This window comes from Actinomycetota bacterium (assembly GCA_030776625.1).
Lineage (GTDB): Bacteria > Actinomycetota > CADDZG01 > CADDZG01 > WHSQ01 > MB1-2.
Genome location: JALYHL010000001.1, coordinates 671,845 through 685,525 on the forward strand (window position 1 = coordinate 671,845; position 13,681 = coordinate 685,525).

A 13,681-nucleotide genomic window follows, 5' to 3' on the forward strand; every position below is an offset into this window, starting at 1 on the left:
ACGAGCTTCCGCCCGGTGGTCGTCACCCCTTTCAACTCACACCTCCGCAGAGGACAATCGCCCTCGTGGATAGGAAAACCGCAAGCATCCTGTTCTTCGGCCTCTTCGCGCTCGCCCTCCTAAGCGCGTGGGCGTGGCTCATCCTGGGGGCGCTCCCCCTGCTCGCCGCCATGGCGGAGTCCATCCATGACGGCCTGCACCGTCGCGGCGCGGGCGTCGACGTCGCAGGCGAGGTAGCTCGCAACGCTGCGCAGGCGGCACACGGGGTGCAGGTGTCCATGCAGTCGCTGTTCGACTACCTGTTCAGTTTCTTCAACCTCGGGCTCGCGATCTTCTTGCTCAAGCTGCGCCCGTACGACAGGACGGCGCGGTTGCTGTCGCTCGGCATGGTCGGAACCGCGCTCGCGTTCAACCTCCAGGGTCACGACGCCCAGCAGGTGGTGCCCGTCTCGTGGCTCGGCGTCGTTGCGGCCGGACACGTGATAGTCCACGTCGCCTCGGGACTCTGCTACATGTTCGCCCTGTTGCTCTTCCCGCACGGGCGGATCGCCGCTACTCGCAAAAAGGCACTACTCCGGTTGCCCCTGCTGATCCCCCTCGCGCTGTTCTTCACGATGGTCTCCCTGTTCTCGGTCGACGACCACACGCTAGGTCTAGTGCTCGTCTACGGCATCTTCATCCCGGTCGCCGGCATCGCCGCGCAAGGAGTGCGGTTCTTCACGGCCCGCGACCACGAGCAGCGTCAGCAATCAAAGGTCCTCCTCTTCGCGCTCTTGGTCTCGATCGCGGTCGCGTTGCCGCTGGTCCTCCTCACGCAGACGCCGACCGCGGGGGCTCAAAGAACCGTCGAGTACGAGGTCACCGCCCCAGGCCCCGGCACGTATTTCTTCCGCTGCGACCCGCACCCCGAAGACATGACCGGAGTCGTGACGGTGGTCCAACCTCAGCCAGGGACCGATAACTCCGTCGTCGAGATCGCCGCCCAGGACAGCAGGTTCGACAAACCGGTTCTGACGCTGGAGGCGGACGAGCGCAGCGTGATCTCCTTCACGAACAAGGACGGGGACCTACACAACGTCGCGATCTACGAGACGGCCGCGGCGGAGAAACCGATATTCATCGGACAGGAGTTCTCGGGTCACCAGACCGCCGCTGTTGCGTTCCGCGTGTTCCGCGTCGTCTTCGCGGTGATCCCGATCGCGCTGTTCGTCGGCCTGATCCGCTTCCGCCTGTGGGACATCGACCGCGTGATGAACAGGACGTTGGTCTACGGCGCCGTGCTGGGGATCATCACGCTCGTCTACCTGGCGGCGGTGGTCGGGATCGAGACGACGATCGGTGCGGGAAGGCGGCTGAACCTGGCCGTGTCGGTGGCGGTTACGGTCGCGCTCGCCGCGGCCTTCCAGCCGCTGAGAGACCGCGCTCGCAAAGTAGCCAACCGGATCGTCTACGGAAAGCGCGCCACACCGTACGAGGTGTTGAGCGAGCTTTCGGAACGCGTCGGGAACGCGTACGCGGCGGAAGATGCGATCCCTCAGATGGCCCGCGCCCTGGCCGAGGGAACGGCAGCGCGCTCGGCAGGAGTGTGGCTGCGGGTCGGTGATCGGCTGGTGCTATCGGCGTCGTGGCCCGAACCCGCAGGAGACGCGACGCCCGTTCCGTTGAACGGGTCGCAACTTCCCGAGTTCACGGGCGCTTCTCGTGCGGTGGCGGTTTCCCATCAAGGAGAACTGCTGGGAGCCCTCACGATCGACACGACGCCTGGGCAGCCGCCAACCCCGATCGAGGAACGGCTGCTCCAGGACATCGCCGCGCAGGCGGGGCTGCTGCTGCGCAACGCGCAGCTGACCGCTGAGCTCCACGCTCGGCTGGAACAACTGCGAGAGTCGCGGCAACGGATCGTGGCCGCACAGGACGCCGAACGGCGCCGCCTCGAGCGCAATATCCACGACGGTGCGCAGCAACACCTGGTCGCACTGTCGATGAAGCTGCGCCTGGCGCAGGACTTGGCGGACCGCGACCCGGCAAGGGCTCGGGCGCTGCTGGAGGAGCTCCAGGGCGATACGAGCAGCGCACTGCAGACGCTGAGGGACCTGGCCCGAGGCATCTACCCGCCGGTGCTTGCGGACAAGGGCCTCGTGCAGGCACTCGAGGCACACGCGCGGCGGTGTCCCGTAGAGGTCACCGTGTCTGAGGACGGCGTGGGACGACACGGCAGCGATGTGGAAGCGGCCGTTTACTTCTTCTGCCTGGAGGCGATCCAGAACGCGATCAAGCACGTGGGCCGCGGCCCGATCGAGGTCACCCTTCACCAAAGTGAGGGAACGCTTCACGTCGCGGTGCGCGACCCCGGACCTGGGTTCGATGTGTCGACGAGGAGCTACGGGACCGGCATCCAGAACATGTCCGACCGCCTCGCGGCGCTCGGCGGCCACCTGTCGGTCACCTCTTCGCCCACCGGCCCGACGGTCGTGGAGGGCAGCGTCCCCATCGCAGACGAGCAGGTCTCCTCCAGGTCACAGGTGCAGGCCACACCCAACTAGAGGTACCTGCGCCCTCGCCGCCGCCCTCACCTCTCTCTAACGTGGGGTCATCATCCAGACAGTGTGAGGAGGAGCCGTGACACACATCGCAGCACGTTGGGGAGGTACGGCGGCGATCGTCGCCGGGGTCGCATGGTTCGTCGGATTGAGCTACATGACGCTGGACGAGCTCGAGTACCAGGGGTGGATCGCGAGCAGCCCGATGCCCGATGCACTGGGCATGGGCGCCTACATCGTCGCGGGCATCGCGCTGGCCTTGGCGCTCATCTCGCTTCGCCCTCTGCTCCAGGGCCCAGGCGCGGGGGTGGGGCGGGGTATCGCCACTGCGGGCGCCGCTCTCGCGTTGATCCCGCTATGGCCGGCGACGTTCCTGGCACCCGTCCTAGCCGGGATCGGGCTGTTCGTGCTCGCCCTCGCCTCGTTGCGCTCGGATGACTTCAAGACCGGCGGATCCCGCGTGCACGCGTATGGCCTGCCGGGCGCCGTGCTGACAGGGATAACGCTCGGAGCTGTGGGGGTCACCAGCCCCGCTTTGCCGCTGCTGTACGCAGCGGCGCTGACAGGCGGCCTCATCTGGATCGGCATCGACATGAACGCGGTGCGGAAGGGTCAGCCGGAGGCGATCGGAGCGATGGCATGAACGTGATCGAGATAGAGGGTCTGCGCAAGGAATACCGCCGCTTGCGTGGCGGCCGCACCCTCGCCGTCGACGGGCTCGACCTGGCGGTCGGCGCGGGCGGAGTGTTCGGCTTCCTCGGGCCCAACGGCTCCGGAAAGACGACGACGATCCGGTGCCTGCTCGCGCTGGGCCGTCCGACCGAGGGCACCTGCCGCGTCTTCGGGCGGGACTCGCAGACGGAGCTGCACGACGTGATCACCAAGATCGGCTCGATCGTGGAGGCACCGGCGCTGTTCCCGACGTTCTCAGGCCGGCGCAATCTCGAGCTGCTCGGGCGGCTGTACGACATCCCCCGCACCCGCGTCGACCAGGTGTTGGAGACGGTGGACCTTGTGGGGCGCGATCGCGATCTGGTCAAGACGTACTCGCTGGGCATGCGCCAGCGGTTGGCGATCGGCGCGGCTCTGTTGAAGGACCCGCAGCTCTTGATCCTGGACGAGCCGGCGAACGGGCTGGACCCCGCGGGTATCCGCGAGGTTCGCGATCTGCTGCGGCGCTTGGCTGCCGAGGGGCGGACGATATTTGTCTCGAGCCACCTTCTCAGTGAGGTCCAGCAGGTTTGCGACCAGGTCGCGATCCTGTCCCGCGGTCGCTGTGTCGCCGCGGGCCCCGTTGACGAGGTTCTGTCGCAGGGGCGCGCGGGTGGCGTTCTGGTCCGCGTCGGCGACGCGCAGCGCGCGGTTGTCGCGTTGCAGGCGTCTGGTTTCACCGCCACGCTGGCGGGCGAGCTGGTGCGGGTCGAGATCGACGCCGCCGATGCGGCGCGGGTCTCCGAGGCCCTGGCGCGACGTGGGCTTTATCCGAGCGAGCTCCGTCCCGACGCCATCGATCTGGAGACGGTGTTCTTGCAGCTCACCGAGAGCGAGAAGAAGGAGGCCGCGGCATGATGAGGTCGATCGAGGTGGAGCTCCGCAGGTTGCTGGCGCGCCGCCTGTTCCGGGTGGTGACGCTGTTGGTGGTGATCGGCTTCACGATCGCCGGGGTCTTGACGTTCGTCAACTCGTCTAATGATCCGGCGCTGGTGGCTGCTGCAGAGGCAGAGCGACAGGCGCAGGTCGAACAGTGCGTCACAGGCTTCGAACGCGGTCACGGAGGACCAGGAAAGCCGGCGCCGGGCGACGCGCGCTCCTTCTGCGAAGAGAACGTGTGGGTCGAGAAGCCTGGCTTCACCTACACCGAGGTCAACTGGATCCTGATGACGATGGGTATCCCGATGATCATGCTGGCGTGGCTCGTAGGAGCCTCTTTCATGGGGGCTGAATGGAGCAACCGGACGATCACCTCGCTCCTCACGTGGGAGCCCCGGCGCCTGCGGGTGCTGGGCGCCAAGATCATCGCTCTCGCGCTCGTCGCCTTTCTGTGGATCGTGGCGCTGCAGGGTTACCTCGCGGCGGTGTTGTACCCCTCGGGACACTTCAGGGGCAGCACCGCGGGGATGGACGCGGCCTTCTGGAGCGACCTCGCCGGCGTCACACTGCGCGTGGGGATCGTCGCGGTGGTGGCGGCCCTGATGGGGTTCTCGCTCGCCACCGCGGGCCGCAACACCGCGGCTGCCCTCGGGGTGGGTTTCGCCCACCTGGCCATAGTCGAGGGCCTCATCCGGGCGTTCCGCCCTTCGTGGATGGACTGGCTGATAGGCGACAACCTGGGGCTTTTCCTAGTGGGGGCCGAGGACGTCAATCACCTGGGCCACTCGCAGACGGCGGCCGGAGCGCTTCTGGTGGCATACGGCCTGGTGCTGGTGGTGGCCGCGGCTGCCATCTTCCGGCGGCGAGAGGTGGCGTAGCGGCAGAGTTCGTAGAGGGTTCAAGAACCGTTCCAGAGGAGAAGCTTCCGGGGTGGAGAACCGTGCGTACATGCGATATCTGCGCGCCCTCGCCCCGCTCCTCTTGATCCTGACGGCCGCGCCGGCCACCGCGAACGCGGCGGCACCGGCGGCCTGTCCCGAGGAGGCGCTCGGTCCCGAGAAGGCCTCTTTCACGGGGACCTTCACCGAGGACCAAGAGGGCTCCTACGTGCTGGTCCCGTTCCGGGTCCCCGACGGCGCGACCCGCGTCGGCGTCAAGATCTGCTACGACCAGCCGCAGTCGCCGACCTCGTCTCAGCTCAAGCACACCCTGGACCTCGGCGTCTACCAGGCCAGGGGCGCGGACGGCTTCTTCGACGAGGACGAGTTCCGCGGCTGGGGAGGCTCTAGCCGCCCCAGCGTTCTGATCACGCCCGAGCAAGCCACCGTCGGCTTCAAGCCGGGCGCGATCCCGCCGGGCGAATGGGCGGCCGAGATCGGCGTCGCGGCGGTCGCCGGTCCCCTCGAGGGCGATCCCGACGGCGTCTCGTGGCGAGTAGAGGTCTTCACGGGCTCCGACCCGGCCGACACGGATCAGCCGTGGTCGCCGACCGCCTACGACACCACGCCGGCGCGGACCGAGGCCGGTTGGTACAAGGGCGACTTCCACGTCCACGCGGAGCACTCGTCTCCCAAGGACGCCTCGATGGCGGAGACCTTCAGGTATGCCTTCAAAGACGCGGGCTTGGACTTCATCACGCTCTCTGACTACGTCACCGATCGGCACTGGGACGAGATCGGCCGGTTCCAGTCCGACTACCCGAACAACGTCATCATGAGAAGCGCCGAGGTCATCACCTATCGCGGCCACATCAACAACCACGCGAGTGCGACCTACGTCGACTACCGGACCGGGCCGATCTACGAGTGGCGCGACGGGGCGCTGAGAGAGGTGCGCAAGGCGCAACCCGCGAGCCGCATCTTCGATGACATCCACGCGGGCGGCGGCTTCACGCAGGTGAACCACCCCACGATCTTCCCGGCGCTCGTCCCGGGCTTCGGCAACCTGTGTCGCGGTTGCTCGTGGGAGTACTCCGACCAAGAGACGCAGTGGGACAAGGTCGACGCCTTCGAGGTCCAGACGGGTCCCTCGGGTACGTCGCAGCCGCACGGTCACGAGTTCGGCCCGAACCCGTTCACGCCGCTGGCGATCCAGTGGTGGGACGAGCTGCGCGCCGAGGGCCACCGGATCACCGCGGTCGGCTCTAGCGACTCGCACCACGCCGGCGGTGGCAACGGGACGACGCAGTCACCGATCGGCGAGGCCACGACGGTCGTGTACGCGGAGGAGCTGTCGGAACACGGGATCCAGGAAGCCGTCGAGGCCGGCCACGCGTACGTGAAGTTCTTCTCGCCGGACGGCCCCGACCTCCGCTTCGAGGCGCGCGCCTTGGAGGGACCCGGCAACGGGAAGGGCAAGGGAAGGCCGCAGGCGATCATGGGCGACGTTCTGCCGGTGGGATCCGCGCATTTCAAGGCCACCGTTCTGGGGGCCGCGCCCTCGCCCGAGCCGCGCACGTTGCTGGTCTTCAAAGACGGCGGCGTCTACCGGAGCGTCCCGGTGACGAGCAACGAGTTCACGTTCGAGTTCGACGCCGCGGAGCCCGGCAACTATCGCCTCCAGCTCCAGCGCGGGTCCGCGTTCGAGGCGCTGACGAACCCGATCACGCTCCGCCCCCGCGCCACCGTCGCTGACGGACTGAGTCTCCTCTCGCTTTAGCAGAACCCGCACGCACCCGCCGCGGGAGCAACTGTCCGCAGCGTCATCGGGTCGCGCTCGCAGCGTTCAGAATGGGAGGCCCCGCTCTCCGAGCATCGGAGACGTCGCTTCTTTCGGAGGTAGCTCGCCCGGTGGCAACCGCGCTCGATCGCACGTTCGCGTCGCTGCGCGTCCCGAACTACCGGAAGTTCTTCGCGGGTCAAGTCGTCTCGTGGACCGGGACGTGGGTGCAGTGGGTGGCACAAGCGTGGCTCGTGCTCCAGATCACGGACAGCGCGCTCGGGCTCGGGCTCGTCACCGCGCTGCAGTGGCTGCCGGTGCTCCTGTTCGGCGCCTGGGCAGGGGTGATCGTCGACCGCTTCGAGAAGCGTCGACTGCTGATCTTCACGAACGTGACCAGCGGCCTCCTGTCGCTGGTCCTCGGCGTCGTCACCGTGGCGGGCGCGGTCAGCCTCTGGTTCGTGGTTCTGATCGCCCTGTTGCTCGGACTCGTGACGGCGCTCGACAACCCCGCGCGCCAGACCTTCACGATGGAGATGGTCGGCCGCGACCGGCTCGCCAACGCGGTCAGCCTCAACACCGCGACCTTCACCACGGCTCGCGTCATGGGCCCCGCGCTGGCCGGGTTCTTGATCGCCGGCGTCGGCATCGGCGAGTGCTTCCTGCTGAACGCGCTCTCGGTGGTGCCCGTCACGCTCGCGTTGCTCTCGATGAACAAGCAGGAGCTCGACCCGACGGCGATCGTCGAGCAGAGCAAGGGCCAATTGCGAGAGGGGCTGCGCTACGTCGCGCACCACCCCGTGCTCAAGCCGCTGCTGATCATGATGGCGGTGATCGGGACGCTCCAGTACAACTTCCAGGTCGTCTTGCCCCTGCTCGCCAAACACACCTTCGGCGGGGACGCCAAGACCTTCGGGCTCATGGGGGCGATCTTGGGCATCGGGATGTTCACGGGATCACTCACCTCGGCGACCTTCGGCCGCTCCTCTCGAGGGGTGCTGGTCGGTGCGGGCTTCGCGCTGGGCTCGATGTCGTTGTTGCTGTCGCTGGCGCCGAACCTCGTGGTCGCGATGCCCCTGATGATCCCGCTGGGAGCCGCTTCGATGTGGTTCATCGCGACGATGAACTCCACCCTGCAGCTGAGCTCTTCCGACGCGATGCGCGGCCGCGTGATGGCGCTGTACTTCGTGCTGTTCCTGGGCTCGACACCGATCGGCGCGCCGATCATCGGGTTCGTGGCCGAGACCTTCAGCCCTCGCGCCGCGCTGGCGCTGGGAGCGTCCGCATCGATCTGCGCCTGTATCTACGGCTTGCGGCGCCTGCCCTGGCTGGAGGGGCACGGCGCGACGGGCGACGCGGAGACATCGGAGGGCGAGGAGCCCGTCCTGCAAGCAGGCTGATCTCCCAGCCGCCCGCAGCCTGTCGCAGCGCCCGCGTAGGGTGAGACGAGTGAAGACGGCGCACATATTCGAGGGGCTGAACGACGAGCAAGCACGTGCCGTCGGTGCGGTGACCGGGCCGCTGTGCATCCTCGCGGGGGCCGGGTCCGGCAAGACCACCACGATCACCAGACGGATAGCGAACCAGGTCGCCACCGGCGCGTTCGCGCCCGGCGCGATCCTGGCCGTGACCTTCACCGATCGCGCCGCGGGTGAGATGCGGGAGCGACTGCAGAGACTCGGAGCGGACGGCGTGCGAGCGCGCACCTTCCACGCCGCGGCACTCGCGCAGCTGCGTTATTTCTCCAGCGACACACCGCCACAGATCCTTCCGTCGAAGGGGATCGCGTTGCGCCAGATCGCGAACACGCTCCCCAAGCCGTACCGCTTCCGACCCGCCGCAGACCTGGCGACCGAGATCGAGTGGGCGAAGAACCGCCGCATCGGTGTCAACGCCTACCCGACGTCGCTGGGCGCCCACGAGCCGCCGATACCCGTCGACCTCATGGCGTCCGTCTACAAGCGCTACGAGGGCGGCAAGCGCGAGCGCAACCTGATCGACTTCGAAGACCTGCTCGAGCTCACGATCCAGATGTTCCAGAGGGACTCGTGGGTGCGCGAGCAATTCGCGGCGAAGTACCGCGCGTTCACAGTCGACGAGTACCAGGACGTCAACCTCCTGCAGGAGACGCTGCTGCGCCACTGGGTCGGCGACGGGGACAACCTGTGCGTGGTGGGTGACGACTACCAGTCGATCTACGGGTTCACCGGCGCGACCGCGGACTACCTGCTGGAGATGCCGAAGCGTTTCGTGAACACCACCGTCGTCCGGCTGGAGACGAACTATCGCTCCACGCCGCAGGTGCTCGAGATGGCCAACCGGCTGGTGCCCAAGCTCGGCGGCGCCGAGAAGGTGCTTCAAGCCGTGCGACCCGCGGGCCCGGAGCCCGCGCTTCGACGGTTCGGTGACCCCCACGCCGAGCTGCGTTTCATCGTCGAGCGGATACAGCAACTGCATGACGAGGGCCTCGCTCTGGAAGACATCGCGATCCTGTACCGGGCGAACTTCCGCTCGGAGGATCACGAGGAGGCGCTGGCGGCCGCCGGGATCCCCTACCAGGTCACCGACGGCGCCTTCCTGTCCCGGACCAGTGCCCGCCAGATGCTCGCCGCCCTCAAACGCTCCCGATCGACCGACGTCGCGGCAGAGGTGCTCAAGATCGCCCGGCGCGCTGGCTACGTCGACGAGCCGGGAGACGATCTCGGCGCCCAAGAGCTGACGCGCCAGAACGACCTCGCGCGTCTCGTGCGCCTGGCGGAAGAGTTCGACGACGGGGTCCGCAGCGCCACGGAGTTCGTGGCGGACGTCGAGCAGCGGTTCGCCGGGGCCGGACAGGGCCGCGGCGTCAACCTACTGACGTATCACCGCGCCAAGGGACTCGAGTACGAAGCGGTCTTCCTGCCGCGCATCGAAGAGGGCGAGCTGCCGTTCAAAAGGGCGCGCACCGACGACGCCATCGCGGAGGAGAGACGTCTTTTCTACGTCGGGCTCACGCGGGCGAAGACGCACCTCGCGGCGACGTGGGTGAACGACGGCCGTCGCAAAGGAAGCTCGTTCCTCGCCGAGCTGATGGATCGAGGCCGCGCGTCGCGCAGCGGCGGCAAGGTCGTCCCGCCGGCGGAGACGATCGCGGCGGAGGTGGGCCTGGAGGTCGCCGTCTCCGGCGGCTACTCCGGCACGATCGTGGAGGTGGAGGAGGACCGCGCTCTGATCGAGATGAGCGGCGGGAGCTTGCTCACCATCCCGTTCGGTGAGGTCGTGGCCGCCGGTGACCGCAAGCTGCCGCTGGGGCCGCCGGAGAGCGACCAAGACGAGGCGTTGCTGGAGGCGCTGAAGAAGTGGCGACGCGAGCGGGCGAAGGCCGACGGCGTGCCCGCCTTCGTCATCTTCCACGACACCACTCTGGACGAGCTCGCCCGGCTGCGCCCGCACTCGGTGGACCAGCTCGACGCGGTTCCCGGGATCGGTCCCGCGAAGCTAGAGCGCTACGGCCCGCAGGTGATCGAGGTGGTGAGCTCCGTCCACACCCACGACGGGTAGAGACGTGCTCAGCGTCTCATGCGGCCGAGGGCATCACACAAGGACGAGTACGCCGCCAGCTCCAGCTCCACGGGATCGATCACCCGTGCGCGCGCTACCCGGCCGACCTCCTGTCGCAGTTGCTTGTCCGCCCGCCGTCGCCGCCGCGCCGCGCCGACCCGCGCGAACTGGCCGAAGATCACGCTGACGAGGAACCCCGCCAGCAGGCCCCCGAACAACAACAGCGTCGGCCAGGGGACCTCCTCGACCTCCGGCGTCGGGGGCCGGGGTATCTGGAACCATTCCAGTACGAACAACATGGTCAGCCAGGCAAAGCCGATAAGAGCGACGGTCGTGAGCAAGACCTGCAGAGCGCCGACGGCGCTCCACCACGCGGGCCGGCGCTCGTCTCCCAGGTCGGCCGCCGAGATCGCGCGGTCGAGATCCTCGAGGAGCGCGTCGATGGATCCTGCCGCCCGCTCGCGCACAAGCTCGGGCCAGGGTTGTGGAAGACCCGAAGACGCCTCCGCCGCGACCGCGCGGACCGCGCTTTCTGCCTGGGCGCGTTGCAACGGCGTGGCCGCCGGCAACGAGGTACGTCCCCCGCCGGAATCTCGTCGCAGATGCAACCGACCGAGAGGGTCGGGCCGGAACCGCCGCAGCCAGCGCGTGAAGGGCCACCCCATCGTCAACGCCGCGTCCCGCCGGTGCGCCCGCGCGACCGCGTCCGTCACGACTTCCACCCCGGCCGCCGCGGCGAGAGCGCGCGTCAAGCCGTCGCGGTGAGAGCCGGCGAGCGGCGTTGCCCGCGGCCCGCAGTAGCGTGACAGTCGCACGACGAGGCCGTCCAGGTCCGCGCTCAGACGCTCTAACGCCGCCCGCTCTTCTCTCACGCGCGCCACGATGGCTTCCCGTAGCTCGGCCACGCCTTCACCGGTTCGTGCCGAGGTGGAGAGCACCCGCACGTCGCGCAGACCGTCCGCCTCGATCAGCCGCGTGGCGTCGCCGACGCAACGGCGACGCTCCGACTCCGTCAATCGATCGATCTGGTTCAGCACCACGAGCGTGACCGCGGCGTGCGTGGCGAGCGGCCGGAGATAGCCGTCGTGGATCGCTGCGTCTGCATACTTCTGTGGATCGAGCACCCACACGAACACGTCGACGAGTTGCGCCAGGCGGTCGACCTCGAGGCGGTGCTCGACCTGGGTCGAGTCGTGGTCCGGGAGGTCCAGCAGCACGAGACCGTCGAGCTCCGCGCTGCGCTGGTGGTGGCGGCGCGGGACGCCGAGCCAGTCCAGCAGTCGTCCGGGGTCACCTTCGCCCCACACCGTCGCGTGCGCAGTTCCGGTCGTCGGTCGCAGCACGCCTACCTGCGACAGGTCGCTCCCGCTGAGCGCGTTGAACAGAGACGACTTGCCGCTCCCCGTCGCCCCCGCCAGCGCCACGACGGTGTGCTCCGCCCCGATCCCGATGCGTTCCGCGGCGCGATCCAGAAGCGTCCGGGCCGAGTCGACGTCCGCGGGATCGAGCCGGTCGCGGCCGGTCTCGACGACCACGCGCAGCGCCTCGAGCCGGTCCTCCAGGTTCGCACCCCGTCCCCGGGACAGCAGCGTCTTCACGAGAGCCGCGCCTCCTCGACCGCGGCAAGGCTCGTCCTGAGGGCTGCTACCTGTTCGGGGGCCGGGGCATCTCGGCGCGCCGCGGCCTCGAAACGGACGGCCTCGGCCTCCAGCAGATGGCGAAGCCGCGACAACAGGTCGCTGCGCGCCTCGTTCGTCAGCATCCGGACGGCCTCGTCGCCGAACAACGCCTCCAACAGGCGCTGGCTGAGCGCTGCGGTACCTCCCGCGATCGCGACCTCGCCCCCCGTCAGCCCACCGGTCTGCGCGAACACCGCGATCATCAGCGCCGCTCCCACCGCGTTCACCCCGAAGGACACCGCGCGTCCCGCGGCGCGTTTTCCCGCGCCCTGGGCTTTGACGAGCTCCAGCACCCGCCCCTGCCACGCCCGCACCTCAGATTCGATGGCGCCCGCGAGCTGCGCCGACGACCGGCGTGGGACGTCTGGGTCCTGCACCAGCGACCGCGCCGGCGGCGTTGCGCGCCATGCCGACAGCGTGTGCTCCACCGCCTTGTCGGCGGCTGCCACGACGACGGTTTCGATGCTGCGCTGCACCTCCGTTCGAACCTCCTTCTCGACCGGCGGCTGTCCCAGGATCAACTCGTTGAGGCGGTCGCGGAAGCGACCGATCCCACTCTGCAGCGAGCGCATGACGTCACCGGTCCCGACGAACTCGTGCCACCGCGCAAGCACCTCAGAGCGAAGCAACGCGCCGCCGCTCAGCGCGTGCTCGACCTCTTCGAGTGCAACGTCGTACGCGCGCGACGCCTCCGAAGCCAGCGCGTCCGCGGCGTCGCTCTGCGCCTCGAGCTGAACGACTACAACCTCGACGCGCGCCGGGAGCGAAGACAGCGCCCCGGCCAGCGTCCTCCGCACCACCTCCGCCCGAGCGTTCGCATCGGAGGCGAGGTCTTGCAGCCACGTCACCACCGGCTCGAGCTGAGCGCCCGGGATCAGCTCACCCTCGAGCGGCGCCTCTGGAACCGTCAGGACCGGCGCGTCCTCCAACCCCTCTCGCCGCAGCATCTCGCGCAGGTGGTTCGGGACCTCCTCCAGCGCCTCCACGGGCACCCGGTTCAAGACGAGCGCGAGCGCGGTGCTGCGGGCGCGCGCTCTCCGAAGGAAGTCCCACGGAACGGCATCCGCATAGCGGGCCGCGGTCGTCACGAACATCCAGAGGTCCGCAGCGGCCAGCAGTTGCGTCGCGAGCTCCCGGTTCGCCTGGACGACCGAATCAACGTCGGGCGCGTCCAGCAGCGCGATCCCTCTAGGGACGTCGGCATCGGCCACGAGATGCAGCGAGCGTGAGCCCGCAGCGGGCACGCCGGTGGCACGGGGAAGGCCCGGCAGGATCCGTTCCCCCTCGAACCACGAGATGTCGTCGGGGTGGGCAACCAGCACCGGCGTCGTGGTCGTGGGCCGCAGCACGCCCGCCGCCGAGACCACCCGCCCCACGAGGCTGTTGACCAGCGTGGACTTCCCGGCCCCCGTCGAACCGCCCGCCACCGCCAGCAGCGGCGCGTCGATCTGCAACAGCCGGGGCAACAGGTAGTCCTCGATCTGTCCCACGAGCTCGTCCCGGATCGCGCCGGCCTCCGCCGCTCCGTCGATGCCCAGCGGGAAAAGCGCCCGGCGAAGCTCTGAGCCGAGAGCCGACACGGCGTCGTGGAGGTGGGCACTGTCCATCTCCGGTTCCTACCCCACCTGGTTGCCCGCGGAGCCGGCGGTTGTCCTCCATCTACTCCACGCGGAG

9 protein-coding genes are annotated in these 13,681 nt (G+C 68.7%); 7 read left to right on the forward strand and 2 right to left on the reverse strand.

Features of this window, described 5'->3' with window-relative positions:
• The first annotated feature begins 65 nt into the window (after positions 1-65).
• From M3N53_03295 to M3N53_03325, 7 genes are all read left to right on the forward strand, one after another.
• Entirely contained in the window at positions 66-2,543 is a 2,478-nt protein-coding gene (locus M3N53_03295; GenBank protein ID MDP9067361.1) for a histidine kinase, read from the forward strand.
• A gap of 76 nt (positions 2,544-2,619) precedes the next feature.
• On the forward strand, positions 2,620-3,183 hold the full coding sequence (locus M3N53_03300) for a hypothetical protein (protein MDP9067362.1): 564 nt from the start codon (positions 2,620-2,622) through the stop codon (positions 3,181-3,183).
• Positions 3,180-4,109 carry an ABC transporter ATP-binding protein gene (locus tag M3N53_03305; GenBank protein ID MDP9067363.1) on the forward strand — a complete coding sequence of 310 codons (930 nt, stop codon included), beginning with the start codon at positions 3,180-3,182 and terminating at the stop codon, positions 4,107-4,109. The genes M3N53_03300 and M3N53_03305 overlap by 4 nt, the downstream gene beginning before the upstream one ends.
• Complete coding sequence (locus M3N53_03310) at positions 4,106-5,008, forward strand: ABC transporter permease subunit (GenBank protein MDP9067364.1); 903 nt, start codon at positions 4,106-4,108, stop codon at positions 5,006-5,008. The genes M3N53_03305 and M3N53_03310 overlap by 4 nt, the downstream gene beginning before the upstream one ends.
• Before the next feature lie 52 nt (positions 5,009-5,060).
• On the forward strand, positions 5,061-6,788 hold the full coding sequence (locus tag M3N53_03315; protein ID MDP9067365.1) for a CehA/McbA family metallohydrolase: 1,728 nt from the start codon (positions 5,061-5,063) through the stop codon (positions 6,786-6,788).
• Between the two features lie 131 nt (positions 6,789-6,919).
• On the forward strand, positions 6,920-8,188 hold the full coding sequence (locus M3N53_03320) for an MFS transporter (protein MDP9067366.1): 1,269 nt from the start codon (positions 6,920-6,922) through the stop codon (positions 8,186-8,188).
• A gap of 49 nt (positions 8,189-8,237) precedes the next feature.
• A complete protein-coding gene (locus tag M3N53_03325) occupies positions 8,238-10,328 on the forward strand; it encodes an ATP-dependent DNA helicase UvrD2 (GenBank protein ID MDP9067367.1) in 2,091 nt (696 codons plus the stop codon).
• An 8-nt stretch (positions 10,329-10,336) separates the two neighbouring features.
• On the opposite strand, the gene M3N53_03330 is transcribed toward M3N53_03325, so the two are convergent.
• A complete protein-coding gene (locus M3N53_03330) occupies positions 10,337-11,926 on the reverse strand; it encodes a 50S ribosome-binding GTPase (GenBank protein ID MDP9067368.1) in 1,590 nt (529 codons plus the stop codon).
• Positions 11,923-13,614, reverse strand: coding sequence for a GTPase domain-containing protein (locus tag M3N53_03335; GenBank protein ID MDP9067369.1), 1,692 nt, complete (start codon positions 13,612-13,614; stop codon positions 11,923-11,925). The genes M3N53_03330 and M3N53_03335 overlap by 4 nt, the downstream gene beginning before the upstream one ends.
• Positions 13,615-13,681 lie beyond the last annotated feature (67 nt).